The sequence below is a fragment of the Streptococcus parasanguinis genome, assembly GCF_901875555.1.
Lineage (GTDB): Bacteria > Bacillota > Bacilli > Lactobacillales > Streptococcaceae > Streptococcus > Streptococcus parasanguinis_H.
In genome coordinates this window covers 1-20,359 of record NZ_CABFMD010000031.1, presented here as the reverse complement: position 1 = coordinate 20,359, position 20,359 = coordinate 1, and the positions used below count along the sequence as shown (strand labels likewise).

Sequence of the window (20,359 nt, the reverse complement as noted above, 5' to 3'; positions counted from 1 at the left end):
GAAGTCAAGAGGAATTTCATAATTATTTAAAATAAAACGTTTTACGGATATTTATCTATTTTGTAGATAGAGATTTTTTATAGTATGAATCCGTTCAAAAATAGCATGACAAAGGCAATTTTTTCTTTTATGAATAATCAGTATTCTAATAAATCTGATCGGTTATTGGTAAAAAAATGGGTAAAACCCTCTATTTTGGCTTTTCAAATGCATAAAAAAGAGAGAAGCTAGTTCTCTCTTTCCTTATATGAAATTTTATTTCACATGATCTTTTAATTGTTCTTGAGCTTTTTGGTTAGACTCTGCTTGATCTTTCTTCCATTTTTCAAGAGCTTTGTTGTAGTCTTTGGTTGTTACAGCCTTGTCTTGAAGTTCCATACCTTTATAGACAACGTTGTCTTTTCCTTTACCACCAGTCCAAGCAAATGGTGCTGAGAATGGTACAACACGACTCAAGAATGGACGACCAGTCTTAGAGGTTGTTGGGATGACCAAAGCACTATCAGTCAACCAAGCTTGAGCTGCAGCATATTTCTCATAACGTTTGTTAAGGTCTTGTGTTTCAGCACCTGCTTCTGTTACCATCTTCTCAAAGTCGTAAAGACCAACTTTCTTAGCTGCCTCGTTGTTTTCGCTTGGGTCAAATCCAAAGAAGGTACGAGTGTTTTCACCAGAAGAGGCTTTCAAGATATCAAGGTAAGTTGATGGGTCTTGATAGTCAGGGCTCCATCCAACATTGTCTGAGATATCCCAGTCTTCGTCTTCTGCTTTAGCAGCAAAGAGGGTTACGTTCAAGAGGTCTTCTTTGGATACCATATGGATGTCAACAACCACGTTTTCTTTTCCAAGCGTACTTTCAACTGATTGTTTGAAGGATTGAGCACGTTGAACCTTAGATTGTGTCGTTTGGTCTACTGGCATATCCAAGTGGATTGGGAATTTCACACCATCTGCTTCAAGTGCAGATTTTGCTTTGGCAAGCTCTTCTTTGGCTTGTTTTGCGTTGTAAAGACCATTTTGACCATCGTCAAGATTTGCATCTTTCCACTCGTCTCCATAAGTCACCAAGTCAGATTTAACCATCTCACCAAAGGTCTTGCCATCTGCTTGAACGAATGTAGGTGGAATGTAGAGGTTACGGATGATCTTGCTTGCTCCGTCTTTCCCGTTCAATTGAGCAGCATAGGCTTCACGGTCAAAGGCAAAGCTGATCGCTTGACGGAAGTCTTTGTTCAAAAGAGCTTTCTTAGTAGATGATTTTTCTTCATCAGTTGTTTTTGATGTGTACTTGTATGACTGACGGTCGATATTGACACCGATCACAAAGGTGCTGGCATCTTGTGGAGCGTAGATGATGTTATCTTCAAACTTCTTAGCTTGGTCTGTGAATCCAGATCCTGTTGGGAACAATTTAGCAAGGCTAAGAGCGTTGTCCTCAAATGAGTTGGCCAATTTACTTTGGTCTTGACCATCATAGTATTCTAGCTTAACATCTGAGATGTGAACATTGTCTTTATCCCAGTAGTGTTCATTCTTGCTCATCTCGATAGATGATTTAGAAGTGAAGCTCTTCAAGATGTAAGGACCATTGTAAAGAAGAGAGCTAGTATCACTTGCTTGGGCAAATTTATCCCCTTTTGATTTCACGAATTTCTCGTTGACTGGGAAAGTAATTCCAAGAGTCAATTTAGAATTCCAGAAAGGCTCTGCCTGATTCAAGGTAACTTGAAGGGTATGATCATCAACTGCTTTAATTCCTACGGCAGAGAAATCTTTATTTTTTCCGCTGACGTAGTCGTTCAAACCTTTGATAGAATCTTGGATAATGTAGAGCATTTCTGATTTGTTATCAGCCGCATATTTGATTCCTGTTACGAAATCTTTAGCGGTTACATCTGCATACTCTTCTCCTTCTGAATCATACCATTTAGCATCATCACGAAGTTTATAGGTATAAGTCAAACCATCTTTAGAAACTGTCCAATCTTTTGCAAGAGAAGGAACCAAATTTCCGTACTTATCATTTTCAAACAAACCATCAATCAAGTTCCCTGTGATTTCATGGGTTGCTGCTTTACCTGATGTAATGTAGTTCAAGTTTTCAGGTTCTGTCTCATAGACATATGAGAATTTTTGGCCGTTGCTTGAGCTAGATGATTTCGAACCACCAGAACAAGCTGCTAGGATACCTGCTGAAAGGAGAGCAACTCCCGCAAGTGCAATGACATTTCTTTTTTTCATGTAAAACTCCTTAAGAAATTTTAAGTTTATTTTAAGATTATACCACAAAGATTTTCAGAAGAAAAGGAATTTTCAGAAAATTTTAGTTTTTTAAAAAAACTACTCCGTGGAGTAGTTAAAATCGAAGATCGAGTTATCTTAGAAACTTTCCTTAAGTGAGTTCGGACGTTAGGTGAAATTATCCAGTGGATAATTTCAGCAATCCAGGAAGTTCCATGACTTAGTTTTGAATCTAAGGTTTCAAAACTCCCGAGTGCCTGAAACAAATGTGTTTCAGGCACCTATCTCACAGCGGAAAGTTTCCATATACTCCTGTCTTAATCTGGAAAGATATCAATTCTACTTTTTCGAATCACTTATATCACTTAATTTTAAAATTATTTGTTAACATTCTAAACCACTAGATAATATAGTTGTTCTTTTTACTCTACTAAGTCACTCTTGAGGTAGGCATCGACCATGCGCTCTGTTGCGACTACAGAATCCAAGTGGGTCCGCTCATATGAGTGGCTAGATTCGATCCCTGCTCCGAGAAGAGCGTGTTTGACTTCTGCTCCTGCACTCATGGCTGCAGAGGCATCTGAGCCATAGAAAGGATAGATATCCAACTTATAAGGGATTTCTTGGGCTTTTGCCAAGGCTACTAAATGCTGACGGAATTCGTAGTGATACGGTCCTGAAGCGTCTTTGACACAGATGGATACCGTGTATTCATCCGTCGCTTGGTCATCTCCCATAGCCCCCATATCCACTGCCAAGTACTCTACTACTTCAGACGGGATACTAGAGTTAGCACCATGCCCCACTTCTTCAAAGACTGAAAAGGCAAAGGTGGTCGTTACTGGCAATTGAATCTGTTCTTCCTTGTAGATGCGTAGAAGATTCAAGAGAATCGCCGCACTCACCTTGTCATCTAAGTGACGAGATTTGATAAAGCCGGTATCAGTCACAATGGTCCGGGGATCAAAGCTGACAAAATCACCCACTTCAATACCAAGGGCACGGGTTTCTTTCTCATTGGTTACTTTTTCATCCAGACGGACTTCCATATTGTCCTGGGTCCGCTCGACAGTTCCCGCATCCTTATAGACGTGGCAAGAAGTCTGATGGACCAAAATTGTCCCCGTATGGGTCTTTCCTGTATTGGCTACATGGACCGTACAGTTTTCCCCTTCAATCATATTCCAAGGGAAACCACCGATACGGTCTAGCTTGAGGCGACCATCTGCTTTCACAGCGCGGACAATAGCCCCCAAGGTATCCACATGGGCTGTGACGTAGCGTTGCTTGTCTGTGATCACACCAGGTACGGTCACATTCACGCCACCCTTAGCCGTCCGAGTTACTTCGTACCCAAAGCCTTCAATGGTTTTGACCAAGTAGTCTGCGATCTCCCGTGTAAAACCGGTCGGGGAAGGAATGGCTGTCAATTCCTGCAAATAAGTCACTGTCTGATTCATAATGCCTCCAAATGTGTTTTTCTTTATTCTAGCATGAAATAGGTGGAATAGCTAGAGGAGAGGTTACAGGTTGGCGTTTTTCAACATTAATCCTCTAAAGTCACTGGAAAAATTTCTTCCCCTCTTTTCATTCTTTCTTCCATTTTTTTCCACTCTAAAACCAATTTATACAGTTCTTCAGTTGGAATAAAGCAAGGGGCTCCTAATATTTCTTCCTCAAATTGGAAGTAAACTTCTGTTATTTCTTTTCCACTTCGATCCCCAACAAATTACCATCAAAAGCATACTCTTCCATATTTCCAGAAATGACATTCTCCAAAGCTTCTAGAACATCTGGATAAAAATCAGTAACTTCCGTCATCATAAAGATTGTTAAAATTTTATAATTTTCTCTGTTATATAGGACGGTGAGTGCTATTCTGTCGTCGACACTCTTGAATAATTTATATTGTCTTTTTAACATTTGTTCTAGCCTATTTCTAATCCTCAAGAATTAAAAAATTATATTTGTTTTTGTACCTCTGATTGAAGCGGACAATTAAATTCATAGGGTCTTTTTTGGTTAATCCATTATCAAAAGTTATACTTTTCGTTAACTCTTCCCGAAATTTTTGTATCCCAGATGCTATTTCAGCTACTAATTTTGAAGTATCAATTTTAAAAGTGGCAATACCCTTATCTTCCATAAAGAGTATTGAATCGAAAAATAATATTGAAATATACAAATCCGTAGCTGAACTCTTTGTCAATTTAATTAAAGAGTTCTCTAATAATAATTGAATGTTTTTGATATCACTTTGATTATAAAAATATTCAAACAGTACCTGATTAATATCTGTAGGGAAAACGTCTGGAACAAAAGTTGGAGGTTCAATTCGATACTTTTGTCTTCCGCGAAGTATATCTTCAACGTTTCCTTCTTTAATAGCTTCTATAATTTTTATTTTTTCCTTCAATTTAGTTTATTCTTCTTCCTTCTTCTCTCCATATTTAGGATCAATTATATTAAATAAGCGAATTTGTTCCTCTTGAAAAAGGCTATTATAACGTTCAATGTCCCCACTGGCTTTATTCCAAGCATCCTGTGAGGCTATTATTCTATCCCTTCTGAGATACTTCTGGAAAAGTTTGTCCTCTTGACTTCTCAAAAATGGTCCTCACTGCTTTTTAATTCGTCTTTTTGTTCCCCTTGTAATTCAGGCTGAATATTTCGTTTCATGAAGGGATAATTGATATTGTGAGTGCTCTGTTGGATTTTCACTAAAGAATTCTTATAGGCGAGAATTAAAGCAAGAGCTTACTAATACTTAATTTGTAAACTCTTATTTGTTTCAATTCCAACATAGATATAAAGAGTTATTTTAATCTTTGCTAGCTAGAATTTCAGCCCCTTCGGGTAATATTTCTTCCAGTTCAGACTTTGTGAATAAACCTTGTGCTTTAGGATTTCCTCTTAAAGCTTCTGGAAATTGCCTCAAGAAATTTCTATTAGCTTCTTCTTGTGTCACGTTCGGTGGCCAACAGTCGTTTTTTAGCTTGAAATGAATTTCTTTAAGTGTTTTTTCCCCAGACTTTAATAATTGAAATAGTTCTAATGGGAATTCATAGACTACCCTCTGTTCAGCTATTCCTCCTTCATCTGTAACAAAAAAATATTTCTCATGATGTCGCCAAACATGTTGTCCATAACCTTTTATTTCTTCAAACTTACTAACGTCTTCCCAAGCTAATTTACTATGTTCCATGTATATTCTCCTCTCTTGGTACTAATATCTTTCATGACATCTTCGGGCATATCTCCCGGATATGTTCTTCCACCAGGTCTCCAAACACCATCAAAAATTAAATCTTTATTTCCGCTTGGAATTATTAAATTTTGAACTGAAACAGCAATCGGAATTATACTAATTATTCATGCTCTCTTTCGTACCATGTAGTATATAATGGACTGATCTTTTCAAATAATTCCTTTTCATATCTATATCTATTCTCTTGTACTTTCTCAACCAATTGACTAACTTTTTCAAATTCATTATTTTTGATCAATTTTTCAATTAAGTCTACATCCTTTTTATCAATGGTATGTGAGGAAATATTTTTAATGATTATCTTTAAAATTTGATAAGTTACCTCATTATCATCTAATTTAGAAATCTCGGATCTTATTTCCCCTCGTTCAGTAAAAGCCAGATTATATCTTCCATTTCCATCCTCTATTACAGAAATTCCCTCTGGAAAGTAGGGAGGTTGTTCGGAAAAATAAATTCCAAATTCATCTAATTTTAAATTTGCAATTTTTGAAACTTCGTATTCAATCCTATTTTTTAATTTTATTATCACTTTATTATTCCTATTTCTTTCAGTCTTAGTAAAAAACTACCTTTTTCTTCTACTTTTGAAGTGATAGCCAAACGGTAAAGTGGTAAATCTCCTAAGTAAACCTCATCAAGTATTCTTTTTAGTTCGTATAGAATTAATTGAATTGACTTTCCTGTTTCTTATAAGGATCTATTTCCTCACCATCCATTTTCGTGATAAAAATTATCAACTAATTCCCAATCGTAATCAGAAATAGCTGAACGACTATCAACTTTTCTTAAATCAATCCCTAATTTTCTTAACGCAGCCAAAGACATATGACCCAAACAAATTGGACCTAATACTGAATCATTGACAGACAGTCTGACAGAAATTTCTATTAATTTATTAATAACGTTAATATCATTAATCTTACTGTTAACAATTTCTTTGATAATATGATAAGAAACTATAGGATTTAAATCTATATTATTTATTAAGTCTGCATTTTGATATGTTTTATCTTCAATTTTTTTAAGAATATTCATTATATACTCCTTATTATCTTAAATAATTTGTCGATAAATTTCTCTCGCTCATATAGATCTTAAATAAACTGTTAGCTATATCCTTGTAACCTAATCATTCTTTTTTTTTATTTTTTTGGAATTTGAATCATCATGTGAACTAAAAATCGTCAGGTTCTTTCAGTGTAAGTCTTGGAATTCTGTCAATATTTTGCGATTCATTTAGTCCACTTAAAGTGAAAACAGGAACTTGCCTACAACTAACAGTGTATAAACAAGTTCCTTACAAGCTATTTCAATGGCGATACATAATCATCTGGAAGCTTGCCTCTCCAGTCAATCCATTTTTGTTCAGCAAGCGGAATTAACGTCTCAAGCTCCTCCTGAGTAAATAATTCCCAACTTTTAGGACTAGCTATTAAAGGAGTTAAGCCTTTTAATATAAATTGTTTCTCACTAGCTTTCTTTTCTTCTTCCGTTGGTGGCCAACGATCGTTCTCCGCTTTAAAATCAATTTCACGTGCCGTCCTCTTGCCTAATAAATATTCATTAAAATCAGAAGGATTAATTTCAAAGACACGACGAACTGAAGCTACTCCAAACTCTCCAAAAGTGTAATATTTCCCTTCATGTCTTCGAAAATCATATCCCTTCGGTGATTCAATCTTATCAAAGGCATCAAATTCTTCCCATGTTATTTTAGTTAAACTCGTTCTAGTCGCCTCCTAATTTTCTAATTGTAAATTCTCCCCACGGAACTTCATCAATGATTGCTTCTGGCATATTTCCTGGGAAGGTTTGTCCTCCTGGTTTCCAAAAATCTTCAAAAGCAGATGCTTCATTTCCGCTTGGAATTCTTGTATGAGATTGATGAAATGCTTCTAATTTTAAAATTTGATGCATTTACTATGATTCCAAGTTTTCTATTTGATTTAAAAGCTCCCATAATCTATTATTGTAGGCTTCAATTTCTTCATTAATTTTTAGTCGTTCCAAATAATCATTCTTCCAAACAAAAAAGTCTGATAGACCTCCTCTTGGAGGATAAAGGATATCTTTAATTTCTCTTATTGTAGGGAGTGAGTCACCATTTTCCAATGCACATTCTAATCCTTGTAAAAATGAAATTTGTACATGAATTGTCCCATCATTGTATTGATTTAATAGTGGTAATATTAATTTGATATTATCTAATAATTCTTTTCGTTTCATTTCTTTCCTCACTAATTTAATGGTTTTGAGCTAATAACCTCTACACCTTCTATTTTCCACGGAGTTTCAATAAAAATTTGTTCATATTCCAAACCACCTTGATAGATGCCTCCTTGACTCGCAACAGGTCCTCTGTATATTGTTGTGCCAGCTGGTATTTTTATTTCGTAAACTGTATTTAAAGGAGAGCTGCCAGTGTAGTTTCCTGAACGATCTGTCCAAATTGGTTTTACTGCCGTATTTATTCTAACTTCTATCTCAGAATGTGGGGCTGATTCTGTAAACCATTGCCCTAGCGGATTGCTTTGGTCGCCAGCTCGATATAATATTTTAGGAGACTTCAAAACTTCAACATCATACCGTCCCCCATAAAAATTAACATTAGGCTGACCTCTTAAATCATTTAGTGGACCAGGATTTGTATATGAATTATATTCATAAGTTTGCAAATCGGGATATTTAGATTGAATATTATTTACTACTGGTCCCTCAACATCTAAATTCTTAGGTGCAGGCTGAGGCTTGACTACCGGCTGAAGCCTCGTGGTTGAAAAGTCTTTAAACCCTGAATTCTCCCTCGCAAGCCTGCTTTCTTCTATATTTCGTAAAATATGTTCGCGATCATAAGGTTTTGTGGTTTCTGTTATAGTTTTACCATTGATATCTACCTTAAGGTTAACCTCAGGAATTACTGGATTCCTATTGAAGAATGGAATCTTCCCTTTTACCTTACTATATACATCCAAGAACGTTGTATAGGGTTTATTGTAGTACTGATTATATCCAACATAAGTGGTTACCTTAAGGTAGCTCCTTAAAACTTTGTCCTATTTTTAATTTTCTACTATGTAAACTTGAAAACTCTTGACCTTACTGCCAACAACATGCTTTTCAACATCGCATTCCCACCAAGGAAGAATATCTTCTTCCAAAATTTCTAAAAATAAGTCTTTAGATGATAAGTCATCTTTTAAGAAGCTATCATAATTTTCAAGAATAAAGTTGTATTCTTCAGCTTTTATCCATGATAAGTCTGTCAGCCAATCTGTAATAGATGACCAATTATTGGCATCAGGAAGTCCGACATTTTTTTCAAGAAAACGAAATAGTTCTTCTTTGTTTTGGATCTGCTTCCCATCAAAATTTGCTACAAAGCCACTGAAAGGCAATCGATCTTGCATTTCAAGTTTCGTAATGTAATGAATTCTATTTTTCAGGATTTCAAACCTCTATTCTATTTTTTTAAAATGTTTTATAATGGTCTTCTGTTTTGAGTAAAATCTATTTTTGAATATCGATTTGAAAAAATAGGTTGATTCAAACTAAACTTGCTGGTTGCTGAGGAGGCCACATAACCTCCTACGATGTTCCCGATAAAGTTTGCAGTTTGAGCATCTTCTTCACTTCCACCTAGGAGTTTGGTCCCATGATAGACAACCTGACCACTTGTATAGAGATTTATTTCTCTTAGAATACAATATAATTATACAAAGTCTAATTGAATAGTTTGATTGCTCTCCATTTTTTTAGCTGTATTAATAATATTTTCTATTTCTCTTTGAGTTATCGGAAGATTCTCATGAGGAGGCTCCCATTGTGTCATACTATCTTTATAAACAACAAATTTTTTATTGATCAGCAATTCTCCTTGTGCTTTTATGAGGAAACCATTCTCTAAATCAAAAGTAATTGTTGATCTTGTTCCTGTAATTTTCATTTCTACCTCTCGAATATAATTTTTTCTACCCCTGTTTTAGGATCTATTGTTGTAACCTTAGTAACATTTGGATTGGCCTTCAATCTTGGTAGTTCGATGTTTTCCCAAATATTTCCTGGTCGTAGTTCGCTACCAACTACAGCTCTTATTTCACCAGATACTTGCTCTGCGTAAACATTCGAAGCTTCCTCCCAAGCTGTTACACTTGAAGGAGTATTAAAATCCCATTCAGGCATTACAATGTTCGTATCATCAATCGTAGATTCTAATGTAACTCCTCCTTTATTTTTTGCTATTTTTTTCGCAACATCCATTCCTCCAATGCCATCTGTTCGTCCTGACCAGAAAAAAGCCGTATCTGGATCAGTTTTCAATCTACCTCTTATTAACTCAACATCAAAGTCAGTTTGAGTAAAATCTATTTTTGAATATCTATTTGAAAAAACAGGAATTACTGGTTTCCTATTGAAGACAGGAACCTTCCCTTTTACTTTACTAAATACATCCGAGAACGTTGTATAGGGTTTATTGTAGTACTGATTGTATCCAACATAAGAGGTATACAGGGAACTTGCTAGTTGGAGGGTATCAGTAAAAGCTCTCACCTTCTTGATATCTTTTGCCCGATTGATTTCTTCCTGTGTAGCTGGTTTGCCTGTAAAAGGATTAATTCCTTCTTCAATTATATAATAATCATATTTAGTTTGAAAAGCGGGATCTCGCCAACTAAGCATTTTTTGACTATCTAAAAGGAAATAGCGGTCTAGTAGATAATCATAATTAGCACGTTCTGTTTCAGATTTAAATAGTTGTGCATATGGATTCACATGAGCCATGGAGATCAATGTTTTAAGTTCTGGGTAGGCCTCTTCTAACGCTTCTTGATCCATTGCATCGATACGTTTCTTAAATTTTGGGTCCACCTTGGCTAATTCTGAAGGTAATAATCCTAAGTGATCATCCCTCACTTCATTATACCGCTTCCAAATTAGTTTCACATCCTCAAAATCCATAGTAGCAGTCACATTATCGCCTTGTCCCATTGTAAGAAACCTTTTATAGGATTGAATTACAGTACCATACTCTTCCTCCAGTTCTGCACGTGACATTTTTGAAAGTTTTTCCTCTAACGTTTCAACTTTCGGATTCTTCACTTTGTTCAGAATGTCTTGTCGTTTTTGCCATCCTAAAGAGATTGTTTGCTTCCATGATAGATCAGTTCCACTACTTGGAGGCAAGTAGGTTCCGCTAGCAGCATCCCATGATTGTGCAGCTTGGGCAAAACCATTTTGAACGGCCAATAAATACCGCTCTGAATTTAAAAAGATAGTTGGAGATACTGCATTAAAAGTAAGCAGGCTAATTAATATTTTCTGTAATTTTTGTTTTGCTCCTTCTAATACGGCTATGGATACCGAAAGATTTAGAAATGCTGAAATCTTATTATCCGATTTTGTTTCCATTAACTGTCGTAGACTGGAAATCTTTTGATCTGCTTCCCTAATTTTTTCTTCTAAATCCACTTGACGCCAACTTTTACTATCTACATCAGAGGTATATTGACTGACAAATTTTTGACACTCCTCCGCCAGTGATTCTTGGTACAAGACAATCCCTTGGATTAATGGAATTACAGTACTTGTAATATGCGCTTTTGCTGAGTCGTAAGCATGCCCTTTTAACTCTTCTTCAGCTACAAAATTTTCAAGAACTTTAATCAATTCAATATTCTGTTGCACGCACTGGGCGGATATACTAGATAAACTATTTGCCTGACTTCTGGCGGATTCTAGATACATATCTATACTCATGTGATTTCCTCCGTCACTAATCGTCTTTTTTCTTGGTGAATCGAATCTAACTTTATTTCAATAGATTTATGTTCTTTCCGAAGTTTTTCTAATTCTTCATCCAGGCTGTATTCCATTATTCTCACTTGATGCTGGAATTCTAACTGGTCATCCATCATTTGACTTTGATATCTACTACCTTCGAAAAGAAAATCTAGATCATTTAACCAATGTGAATCATTCAACAGCTGATCCATTACTTCCATTTTCTTCGAATCTAATTTTTCTATCCGCTGATATAAGTCCCACTCTTTATCTGAAAGTTGTCGTTCTTTCTCATGGAGCTTATTCCATGTATCTTCTGCACTCATATCTAATCCTCTAATACATCTAAGTATTTTGATTTCGCTTCATTTGAGAATGATGGCTTAGACTGAATGGTATTCAAAATATTTAAATTTTGACGAATCATGGCATCCTTATCTTAAAATTGGTCGGCCAAGCTATGGATATTTTGAATCATATTCACAATATGATTCGATAGCTGAGTCTGAAGATTCTCAAATTGACTAATACCATTTTTTGCACTATTATTACCAGCAACTGTCGTTTGTTCATCTCTTTGAACTGTAATAGCTGAATAATTATTGGCAGATCCTATTGCAGTAGCATGCTTAGCAGCCACCGAAAGATCACTTTTTACTGTGTATTTATCTCCCATTCATTTCTCCTTTAAATTTTTTCATGTTATAACATCTTTCACAGCTATAAAAAAGCCTAGTTAGTGGTATTCCCAGCACATTCGCCCACACAAAAAAACTCAAGCCAACTGACTTGAGTTCCTTATTATTGATCATTGTGGCATTCATACCAAAACTAGGCTGTTAAATGGTATAGCAAGAGGAGAGGTTACAGGGTGAGGTTTTTCAACTCTTCCCGTACTTGCATTAAGAGAAGGCCTAGCTTGTTCTTTCCAGATCCATCTCCCCCATCAGCCCAGTAGGCGTCATTTTGCGTATGTTCGATGAGGAGGGCATCTCCTGTCGCGAGCAATTCTTTAGCGATTTCGGTATTTTGGCTAAATTTCATCCGAATGGGCAGGAGCATCACCTCATCTTTGATCTCTTCCCAATCTGGTCTCAAGGGGTTTTGACGATTGCGCCCCTCTAAAGCAGCATCCATCGGAGATGCTATCTGACGAATTTTCTCTTGAATTCGTTCGGCTATATAATGCACTATCAGATGAAGGAAAAGATCAAGCACTTAGCTATATCAAAAAACTAGTTCAGAAAGAACAATGTAAGAATGTTATTTCAATAGCAGAGAAACTATACGAATACCACGTTTACGAAAAAATGTCGGCTGGTATCGGTTCATCAGTTTATAATGATCAGGACTATGATACTGTTTATTTTGATGAAGAACTAGCTCATGACTTTGCTTCATGGGTATCTGGAGACTCGATGGAGCCCAAATATAAAAATGGTTCTGTTGCTCTCATTCGTGAAACAGGATTTGATTATGATGGTGCAGTTTATGCTGTAGTCTGCAATAGCCAGACTTATATTAAACGAGTTTATCGAGAGGAGCATGGCTTAAGGTTAGTTTCTATCAATTCAAACTATCAAGATATTTTTCTTTCTTATGATGAAGATCCGCGAATAGTAGGAATTATTGTTGGTAATTTTGTACCAATAAAACTCTAACAACATTTAATTTACGTTTATTTTCTATTTCTGATGATTATGTAATAGAGGAATGTAGAAATCATTTACATGGAAACTCTATACGCCAATCTTTTAAATATTTAGATAAATTACGAAATGTTACAAAAATATTTCAAAAAGTGCTTGACAATGTGTAATTTCGTAATATAATAGTGTGTATCAAATGAAGTGAGGTATCATGATGATGAAAAAATGGACAAGTTCAGCACTTTTAGTATTAGCGTCTGCAAGCCTACTCGTAGCCTGTGGTTCAAAAAAAGAGGAGAGCAAATCTTCTGCCAAAGAAGCACAAACAACGATGAAGTCTAGTCAGAAAAAAGCAAAAGCATCTTCTGGAAAGAAAGAGACAAAAACTGCTGAAGCTAGTGCCGCTTCTAGTGCAACAACTACTGCACCAACACAAGCGCAAGCTCAAACACCAACGCAACCAAGTCAAGGTAACAGTGCTAATCAAGCTGGAACCACAACTTCTAAATCTGATCCGAAAACAGGTTATGGCGGTTGGGAAGCCACTTCTGGTACTTTGGAGTTGTTAAAAGATACCCCTGTCTATGCTTCACCTGATAAAAGCAGCGGTGTTGCTTATGTACAACCTCAAGCAAACATTGAGTGGGACAATTACATGTACGAAAACGGTGAGTGGTGGTACAGCTTTGTTCAAAAAAATCGTGACCAAGAAGTTCGATATTACATTGCTTATTCAGATGTAGGCTATTGATAGAAAAAGAGAGGGCCATTACACACCAATTTTATTTGTAACAGGGCTTAATGAAGATTTTGATTATAGCAAATACACTGATTTCCGTGTTTCCCTTACAAAATAAAAACATATTCAATGCTCTTAAAATTAACAACACCCTAAAAGTTAGATTTTCCATCTATCTTTCAGGGTGTTTTTTATATCCTAATTAAGTATGAAATTAAAACTTCATAGCTCTGTTTCTACTTATATTGTTGAAGTACTTTATTATATGCTTTACTGCCTTTTTAGTAATGTTCATGTTCTATTCCTGATATATCGACTGTAATGGTACCATCTTTAACTTTATATTTTACTGTTGAATCAGTGGCACCTTCTCCTGATAAATGGAAGGTGCTATTTTCTTGATCAATTATAAAGCTATATATTTTTTAATCTAGTTCAAAAGAAAGTTGTTCTTTATTTAACATCTTAGACCTTCTTTCTATAAAAACTAGGTCAAGAATATCAAAAAGAACTTGTAAGTTTTATCACAAGAAAAAGACTCCGAAGAGTCTTCGCATTACTTATGCAATTCTTTATTACTCAATGTATGAAAAATCCCCCACAGAAGAATATTTACAATGATAAACAGCAATATTTCCACTAAATTAAAGTCTATCAAATTCCGTGACCGCATTGCCACCATAGCTTGGGAGTAGGGATAGATTAAAGATAATTTATCAGATACAAAAATCATCATGAATCCTACGAAAGTACCAATAGAACCAATTCCCACAGATTTACTAAATACACGAGTTTTAGCTGTCACAAAAAACTGTACTGCCATCATACTAATTGTTCCAAAAATCCCCAATAAATCCCACTTGAGGTAGGTGAACAAATTAGAAATTTCTAAATGAGCTAGGTGAGCACTGACATAAAAAATACCAAACAAGAACAACTGTAAAACAGCAATAAACAAGATAATTACTATTTCTTTTGCCAACAATAATTTCCCAAGACTGACATTATTAGCTCTGAGAAATTCAATATTTTTTCTATCAAACTCTTTTCCTAACATCATGGCTACATAAAGGCTGACCAAAATCGGAAAGAAAAGCTGGCTATAATAGAAGGTCAATTGTCCCCATAAAACAGGTACTTTTTCACTTTCTGCAACCATAGAATAAGCTGAACCAAAGTAAATCCCAAGACCAATCAGGCTACAAAAAGCTAAGAACCAAATACCAATCATCAGCATGGAAAATTTTTTGGTTTTCCGCCATTCTACTGATAGATAAGACATCATAGCTTGCCTCCTTTCTTTTCAACCAGATAGAGAGATAAGAAGAGATAGATTAGGGCTATTGGCAAATATGTAAAGAGTTTAAATCCTAGGTTTGTCACCAAAACATAACTCACTTGACTTGCGACTTGCTGGTAATCCACCAAAGACAGATATCCTATACCACCAAAAGGGAAAATCAGCTGTAGAAAAGCTGGAGCATGACCAAATCCAACTCCAAGAAATCCTCCGAAAATCCCTAATGACAGTATCAATGCCTGCTTTTTCAGTAAAAACTGCAAAGTCAAAAACAGACAGGTCAAGACAAAAGAGGCTAGCAGGAAAATGACGATTTGCCAGAGGATTAGGCTAACAGGCATTTCTAGACCAGATAAGATTGCAATCAACTGGACTACTACTCCCTCCAAAAAAGCGAGAAAGATCAAAACGAACATAGTCAGGCCAAGCTTACTCAGAAAGATATGCCGTACATTTTCACCATTTGCCAAAAGCAGTTTGAAAGTGTTGCCCTCCTTCTCGTTCTTGACAATCCGCGATACAAAGAGAGCAACCACAATAGGAAGAATCAAGCCATTTACTTCTTTTATCATATAGAAAATTAGGCTAATCTGGTGCATGTGTGGATTACTTAGGTAGCGTGTAGCGGCTGCAATTGCCCAAGCAAATCCAACTCCCATAACTAGTATGCTAATGAGGAAGGATTTGGTTCGTTTTGCCTTGAGCAATTCAATAGACAAATTATTCAACATAAGACTCACTCCTTGGTTAAGTTAAGGAAGATAGATTCCAAGGTTTCTTGTTCTTGCTTCACTTCATAAATTGGAACTTTCTCGACTATTAAATCTCGTAACAAACTAGAAATCTGCTGATCGGCAAGGTTAGTCAGCTTGAGTTTATCCTCTTGTATCTCTAACATCTTGCACGGATAACCAAATAACACTTGGCTAATGACTTCACGTCGATCTCTAAAATCCCCACGCACTTCCAGCCATTTATTGGACTGAATTTTACGAATTTCTCCCTCGTAAACCAGTTGACCATGATTGATAATCCCCACACGGTCAGCGATATGCTCAACTTCAGAAAGGATATGGGTAGAGATGAAGACAGTAATGCCCTGTTCTTTTGCCAACTTGATAATCAGTTCCCGAATTTCATGAATCCCTGCTGGGTCTAGCCCGTTTGTTGGCTCATCCAGTATCAACAAACGTGGTTTCTTGACTAAGGCAAAGGCTAAAGCCAAACGCTGTTTCATACCCAGGGAATAATCTTTAACCAATTTTTTCTTGTTTTTAGGTTGATCTAACCCCACAATTTTCAAGGTTTCCTGAATATTTTTCTTATCAAATCCAAGGATTTTTTGGAAGACCAAGAGATTTTCATAACCTGTCAAATTAGGATAATAAGACGGTTCTTCAATCATAGAGCCAATCTGATTAAGATACTGCTTGTCCGTACCTATGGGTTGACCGAACACTTCAATCTCCCCAGCTGTACGAGAAATCAAAGACAAAATCATCTTCATGGTGGTTGTTTTCCCAGCTCCATTTGGACCTAGAAAACCATAAATCTCACCTTGTTGAACTGATAAGGAACTAAGGTTAACTACCTGAGTGTTCTTAAATTCCTTTTGTAAGTTTTTTATCTGTAAAACATTACTAATCATTATGAACTTTCTCCTTTAAACCAAATAATTTTCTATAATTTTGATTTCTATAAATCAAATTATCATGAGTATCTTTGATAACATCTCCACAACTCTTATCAACAAAAATGGTAGAATCAACATAATTCACAATATCTAATTGGTGACTCACTATTACCATTGTTTTGTCTGAATAAAATTGATTGCTTAAAACAATGGTTTGGATTACTCCACCACCAGCACCAAGAACGTTATCGAGTTCTTCAAGAGTCAATTCTTGAAGAGAATTCATTGCTTCAATCTCAACGAGATTCATTTGTTGTTCAGCCATTTGGAAATACCTCACTGATTAAAATTTATTTGAGAAGTATCTCTATCTAGGTTATGTCTTTATTATAGACGTGCTAGATTAATTTTAAACTAAGCTAACCTTAATTTTACATTAAGATTAAAGTGTTTTACCTTTTTTCACTCTTTTAAATGGTATAATATAGATAAGTGAGGTAAGATTATGAATTTCGAACAACAACTCCTGAATAAGCATATCCTTATCATTGATGACGATAAAATTTTAAACTCTTCCATAAGAGATATTCTCACTGCCTACGGATTTTCCAATCTAACATCAGCCTATGATATAGAATCTAGTTTGGACATGATTGAAACAGAGCAGTTCGACCTTTTCCTTTTGGACATTATGCTCCCCGATGGTGATGGCTACACATTAGCAAAACATATCCGAAAAAAAAGCGATACACCTATCCTCTTTCTGACTGCCAAAAATAATCCTGAAGATGAGGTAGCTGGTTTCAATGCTGGTGGTGATGATTATGTCATGAAACCCTTCATTCCAAAAAATCTTATCTATCGTATTATGGCTCTGCTCCGGAGAAGCTATAAATCAGAACAGGAAGCAATACAGATTGGACAGACTTTGGTGAGTTTTCGAAATGCAACAGTACAAAAAAATGGAGCAGAAATTTCTATTACGCCAATTGAAATTCAGATTTTGAAAAAACTTTACGATAATAAAAATTACATCGTTTCAACCGAATCTCTCTGTGATACGATTTGGGGAGTGGATAGCTTTGGTTATGAAAACACTTTGACTGTACATATTCGGAAAATTCGAGAAAAAATAGAAGAAAATCCTTCAAAACCTCAATATTTAAAGACAGCTAAAGGGCTGGGATATAAATTGTTATCATGATTATGAACCAAACCAAAATTTTAAGGTATTCACTAAAGAAATTTATCTTTTTTTCCATCATTATCTTCATTACCAATATTCTTCTAATTGCCAGTTTTGTTTTCTACATTAAGGAAAAGCAAACTGCTACTGAGACTGTGAAAATAATTTCTGAACACATTACCATCACAAAAAATAACGTCCACATACCTAGAAATGATATTTCTAGTCTAAAAGAACAAAAGTTATGGCTCATGGTATTGGATAAGCAGACTGGCAAACAAGTGTACGAACAGTATAAACCTACAGAAGTTCCTTCGCAATTTGACTATGGGGACATTTTACAATTTTCTCGCTATTATCTTTCAGATTATCCTGTTTTTAGTCAGATAAAAGGTGACTACATCATTGTTGTTGGTTTTCCAAAAGATAAAATTGCTCGTTATAGTTATAATTACTTAGATATAGATAGTATTCGCCTGATTCCGCTAGTAGCATTTGGAGTATTGCTTTTCAACTGCCTCTATTTCGCTTTTCTTTACTACTATGGTGTGACGCATATCAATCGTAAAATTGCGCCTCTTGTAACTGCTATTCAGAATCTCCCAGATGGTTTGAAAAATCCAATAAATTCTATATCAGAACTAGAATATCTTACAACTGCAATTAATCAAACTGATACTCTACTCAAAGAGAATGAAGTCTTTAAAGAGCAATGGATTTCAGGTATTGCACACGATATCAAAACACCTCTTTCTGTCATCATTTCTAACGCGTCCTTGTTAAATGATTCTGAACTAGATACACAGTCTAAAAAACATATTCGCCCAATATTGACAGAATCCTATTACATCCAAAATATTTTAAATGACTTAAATATAGTAGCTCGCCTTTCATCCGGTCATCTTCAATTAAATCAGACTGAAACAAAAATTATCCCCTTCTTCAAAGACATTCTCATCCATATTTTAAATCAAGAAATCTGGAATGATTTTGAATTTGAATTTGATTACGATTATTCACTTGTTAATCAATCTATCATGATTGAGCAGTTTTTAATCACAAGAGTTATCCATAATATCATCTACAACTCTGTTTTACATAACGAGAAGGGTTGCACAATAAGAATCCACTTATTCAAAAAAGATACAAATGTAATTGTCGAAATCAAAGATAATGGACAGGGAGCTTCACCAGAAAAAATTGCTGAACTTAATGAATTATCTTTTAAAAACATTGATATTTCTAAAATTAGAACGACTGGAATTGGGCTAAAAATTTCAAAACAAATTGTTGATTTGCATCAGGGTTCTATTTCGTTTGCTAGTGTTCAAAATGAATTCTTTGAAAGTATCATTTCACTTCCGATTTTCAACATTACCAATTAGATAAAAAAATGGAGAAGAACCATTAGAGTTTTCTCCATTTTTTTCATCTTATCTTCCACTTATACCCTACCCAGCCTGCCAAGACAAGCAAAGCAAGGTTAAAGATGATAAAGAAAGTCGTAAAACCAAATAATCCATTCTGTGCCAAATCTTCCGTGTTGGAATTCTGTCAATATTTTGGACACATTTTGGGAGGAAAATTTGAAGGCTAGCGCCCTTCGGTTGCTGGACCCCTTCTACGACCAATTCTCTGTACTCTACAGGGGACTGGTCAGTCAATTTTTGTTGAATTCTAGTTTCATTATAAAATATGATGTAATTTTTGACAATATCTGTTATACTATCTCCAGTTATGTTTCTTCACTTATGGAGAGAGAAGGTTTCAGACTTGAGAACAGAGTGAAACCATTCGATACAGGCATTATCTGCTGGCGTTCCTTTTCGGGACATAGGGCGGGTAATGCCTTTTTCCGTACAAGCTTGATAGTAGGCTTTTGAGGTGTAGACAGATCCTTGGTCGCTGTGTAAAAGTACTCCTTGAGGTAGCTCTGTCGAGCACAAAGTCCGTATCTTGGCACTCGGAGATGGTATAAGCTACTATTTCACGATTATAGAGATCTATGATCGAAGATAGATAAAGTCTACAGTTTCCAAAGTAGAGGTAGGTGATGTCTATGACAAGCTTCTCCATAGGCTTGTCTGCCTGAAAATCACGATCCAGCTTATTGTCTGTTACATGGTAAGGCTTCCCTAATTTAGGTCCCTTCTTGGGACGGGCACGGCAAAGGCAGCCCTTTCCCTTCATGATACGATAGACCTTCTTGCGATTAACGACGAGGTTATAAACTTTCTTTAGTAAGCGAGTGATGGTTCGATAGCCGTAAATAAAGTGATTTTCTATACAGAGTTGTTCGATTTTATCTGCTATTTCGCCTCTTTTCTGAGAATTCTTACACTCCTGTTTCCAGCGATAAAAGGTGGAGCGTTTGACGCCGAAACATTCTAAAATAATAGATATAGGCTCGTTTTCTTATACTCTTCCACTAGCTTGATAAGACTTACTTTGTCGATTCTCTTATCAAGCTCTGATACTTTTTTAGTAATTCTTCCTGAAGTCGCTCTAGCTCTGTCATCTCTTCAGGTTTCTTCTTTGGCTTACGTCCCATTTTAGATGGTC

Annotated in this window: 26 protein-coding genes and 3 pseudogenes; 4 read left to right on the top strand and 25 right to left on the bottom strand. The window is 35.7% G+C overall.

Annotated features, from left to right (window positions below; genetic code table 11):
* Window positions 1–255: 255 nt before the first annotated feature.
* From JX304_RS06295 to JX304_RS06220, 17 genes are all read right to left on the bottom strand, one after another.
* Window positions 256–2,241 (bottom strand): peptide ABC transporter substrate-binding protein, encoded by a 1,986-nt coding sequence (locus tag JX304_RS06295; RefSeq protein ID WP_205011733.1) that lies wholly within the window; start codon window positions 2,239–2,241, stop codon window positions 256–258.
* 422 nt (window positions 2,242–2,663) lie between these two features.
* Window positions 2,664–3,701: a M42 family metallopeptidase gene (locus JX304_RS06290; RefSeq protein WP_205011732.1), complete on the bottom strand. Its 1,038-nt coding sequence runs from the start codon at window positions 3,699–3,701 to the stop codon at window positions 2,664–2,666.
* Window positions 3,702–3,939: 238 nt separating this feature from the next.
* Window positions 3,940–4,164, bottom strand: coding sequence for a hypothetical protein (locus tag JX304_RS10935; RefSeq protein ID WP_345770909.1), 225 nt, complete (start codon window positions 4,162–4,164; stop codon window positions 3,940–3,942).
* A 16-nt stretch (window positions 4,165–4,180) separates the two neighbouring features.
* Window positions 4,181–4,657: a hypothetical protein gene (locus JX304_RS06280; RefSeq protein WP_205011731.1), complete on the bottom strand. Its 477-nt coding sequence runs from the start codon at window positions 4,655–4,657 to the stop codon at window positions 4,181–4,183.
* 405 nt (window positions 4,658–5,062) lie between these two features.
* Window positions 5,063–5,446 (bottom strand): hypothetical protein, encoded by a 384-nt coding sequence (locus JX304_RS06275; RefSeq protein ID WP_205011730.1) that lies wholly within the window; start codon window positions 5,444–5,446, stop codon window positions 5,063–5,065.
* A gap of 163 nt (window positions 5,447–5,609) precedes the next feature.
* On the bottom strand, window positions 5,610–6,041 hold the full coding sequence (locus JX304_RS06270) for a hypothetical protein (RefSeq protein WP_205011729.1): 432 nt from the start codon (window positions 6,039–6,041) through the stop codon (window positions 5,610–5,612).
* Window positions 6,042–6,217: 176 nt separating this feature from the next.
* Entirely contained in the window at window positions 6,218–6,547 is a 330-nt protein-coding gene (locus tag JX304_RS06265; protein WP_239649416.1) for a hypothetical protein, read from the bottom strand.
* 269 nt (window positions 6,548–6,816) lie between these two features.
* Window positions 6,817–7,224, bottom strand: a complete 408-nt coding sequence (locus tag JX304_RS10790) for a hypothetical protein (RefSeq protein ID WP_239649421.1) — start codon at window positions 7,222–7,224, stop codon at window positions 6,817–6,819.
* Between the two features lie 16 nt (window positions 7,225–7,240).
* The gene (locus JX304_RS06260) at window positions 7,241–7,429 is read right to left on the bottom strand and encodes a hypothetical protein (RefSeq protein WP_049472572.1); all 189 of its coding nucleotides are present in this window, start codon (window positions 7,427–7,429) and stop codon (window positions 7,241–7,243) included.
* 3 nt (window positions 7,430–7,432) lie between these two features.
* Window positions 7,433–7,738, bottom strand: a complete 306-nt coding sequence (locus JX304_RS06255; protein WP_003007809.1) for a hypothetical protein — start codon at window positions 7,736–7,738, stop codon at window positions 7,433–7,435.
* A gap of 11 nt (window positions 7,739–7,749) precedes the next feature.
* Window positions 7,750–8,484, bottom strand: a complete 735-nt coding sequence (locus tag JX304_RS10785) for a hypothetical protein (protein ID WP_070594971.1) — start codon at window positions 8,482–8,484, stop codon at window positions 7,750–7,752.
* An 87-nt stretch (window positions 8,485–8,571) separates the two neighbouring features.
* Window positions 8,572–8,919 carry a barstar family protein gene (locus tag JX304_RS06245; RefSeq protein ID WP_003007812.1) on the bottom strand — a complete coding sequence of 116 codons (348 nt, stop codon included), beginning with the start codon at window positions 8,917–8,919 and terminating at the stop codon, window positions 8,572–8,574.
* Window positions 8,920–9,221: 302 nt separating this feature from the next.
* On the bottom strand, window positions 9,222–9,455 hold the full coding sequence (locus JX304_RS06240) for an Imm74 family immunity protein (RefSeq protein WP_024056346.1): 234 nt from the start codon (window positions 9,453–9,455) through the stop codon (window positions 9,222–9,224).
* Window positions 9,456–9,457: 2 nt separating this feature from the next.
* Window positions 9,458–11,266 carry a hypothetical protein gene (locus JX304_RS06235; RefSeq protein WP_205011728.1) on the bottom strand — a complete coding sequence of 603 codons (1,809 nt, stop codon included), beginning with the start codon at window positions 11,264–11,266 and terminating at the stop codon, window positions 9,458–9,460.
* On the bottom strand, window positions 11,263–11,616 hold the full coding sequence (locus tag JX304_RS06230; protein WP_205011727.1) for a DUF3958 family protein: 354 nt from the start codon (window positions 11,614–11,616) through the stop codon (window positions 11,263–11,265). The genes JX304_RS06235 and JX304_RS06230 overlap by 4 nt, the downstream gene beginning before the upstream one ends.
* A gap of 113 nt (window positions 11,617–11,729) precedes the next feature.
* Window positions 11,730–11,966 carry a TIGR04197 family type VII secretion effector gene (locus JX304_RS06225; protein ID WP_239649415.1) on the bottom strand — a complete coding sequence of 79 codons (237 nt, stop codon included), beginning with the start codon at window positions 11,964–11,966 and terminating at the stop codon, window positions 11,730–11,732.
* A 188-nt stretch (window positions 11,967–12,154) separates the two neighbouring features.
* Entirely contained in the window at window positions 12,155–12,427 is a 273-nt protein-coding gene (locus tag JX304_RS06220; RefSeq protein WP_205011726.1) for an NADAR family protein, read from the bottom strand.
* Between the two features lie 26 nt (window positions 12,428–12,453).
* Here JX304_RS06220 and JX304_RS06215 point away from each other — a divergent pair.
* Together JX304_RS06215 and JX304_RS06210 are read left to right on the top strand one after the other, a co-directional pair.
* Window positions 12,454–12,951: pseudogene (locus JX304_RS06215) on the top strand (S24 family peptidase); the annotation flags it as partial.
* 202 nt (window positions 12,952–13,153) lie between these two features.
* On the top strand, window positions 13,154–13,690 hold the full coding sequence (locus JX304_RS06210; RefSeq protein ID WP_205011725.1) for a hypothetical protein: 537 nt from the start codon (window positions 13,154–13,156) through the stop codon (window positions 13,688–13,690).
* A gap of 544 nt (window positions 13,691–14,234) precedes the next feature.
* Here the strand turns inward: JX304_RS06210 and JX304_RS06205 are convergent.
* Genes JX304_RS06205 through JX304_RS10780 form a run of 4 tightly spaced genes read right to left on the bottom strand, consistent with a single transcriptional unit; the run spans window position 14,235 to window position 16,936 of the window.
* Window positions 14,235–14,963, bottom strand: a complete 729-nt coding sequence (locus JX304_RS06205; RefSeq protein WP_205011724.1) for an ABC transporter permease — start codon at window positions 14,961–14,963, stop codon at window positions 14,235–14,237.
* A complete protein-coding gene (locus tag JX304_RS06200) occupies window positions 14,960–15,709 on the bottom strand; it encodes an ABC transporter permease (RefSeq protein ID WP_205011723.1) in 750 nt (249 codons plus the stop codon). Before JX304_RS06200 ends, JX304_RS06205 begins: the two co-directional genes overlap by 4 nt.
* A 5-nt stretch (window positions 15,710–15,714) precedes the next feature.
* Window positions 15,715–16,626 carry an ABC transporter ATP-binding protein gene (locus JX304_RS06195; protein WP_205011722.1) on the bottom strand — a complete coding sequence of 304 codons (912 nt, stop codon included), beginning with the start codon at window positions 16,624–16,626 and terminating at the stop codon, window positions 15,715–15,717.
* Window positions 16,619–16,936, bottom strand: coding sequence for a type A2 lanthipeptide (locus JX304_RS10780; RefSeq protein ID WP_239649414.1), 318 nt, complete (start codon window positions 16,934–16,936; stop codon window positions 16,619–16,621). The genes JX304_RS06195 and JX304_RS10780 overlap by 8 nt, the downstream gene beginning before the upstream one ends.
* A gap of 180 nt (window positions 16,937–17,116) precedes the next feature.
* On the opposite strand from JX304_RS10780, the gene JX304_RS06185 reads away from it, so the two are divergent.
* Window positions 17,117–17,815 (top strand): response regulator transcription factor, encoded by a 699-nt coding sequence (locus JX304_RS06185; protein WP_205011721.1) that lies wholly within the window; start codon window positions 17,117–17,119, stop codon window positions 17,813–17,815.
* Window positions 17,812–19,182, top strand: a complete 1,371-nt coding sequence (locus JX304_RS06180; protein WP_205011720.1) for a sensor histidine kinase — start codon at window positions 17,812–17,814, stop codon at window positions 19,180–19,182. Before JX304_RS06185 ends, JX304_RS06180 begins: the two co-directional genes overlap by 4 nt.
* 43 nt (window positions 19,183–19,225) lie before the next feature.
* Here the strand turns inward: JX304_RS06180 and JX304_RS10775 are convergent, their stop codons facing one another.
* The 4 genes and pseudogenes from JX304_RS10775 to JX304_RS10890 form a co-directional block, all read right to left on the bottom strand.
* Window positions 19,226–19,330, bottom strand: coding sequence for a hypothetical protein (locus tag JX304_RS10775; protein WP_222935347.1), 105 nt, complete (start codon window positions 19,328–19,330; stop codon window positions 19,226–19,228).
* A gap of 110 nt (window positions 19,331–19,440) precedes the next feature.
* A pseudogene (locus tag JX304_RS10965) lies at window positions 19,441–19,512 on the bottom strand (IS3 family transposase); the annotation flags it as partial.
* A 30-nt stretch (window positions 19,513–19,542) separates the two neighbouring features.
* On the bottom strand, window positions 19,543–19,743 hold the full coding sequence (locus JX304_RS06170; protein ID WP_205011719.1) for a DDE-type integrase/transposase/recombinase: 201 nt from the start codon (window positions 19,741–19,743) through the stop codon (window positions 19,543–19,545).
* A gap of 214 nt (window positions 19,744–19,957) precedes the next feature.
* Window positions 19,958–20,110 (bottom strand): annotated as a pseudogene (locus JX304_RS10890) (transposase); the annotation flags it as partial.
* Window positions 20,111–20,359 lie beyond the last annotated feature (249 nt).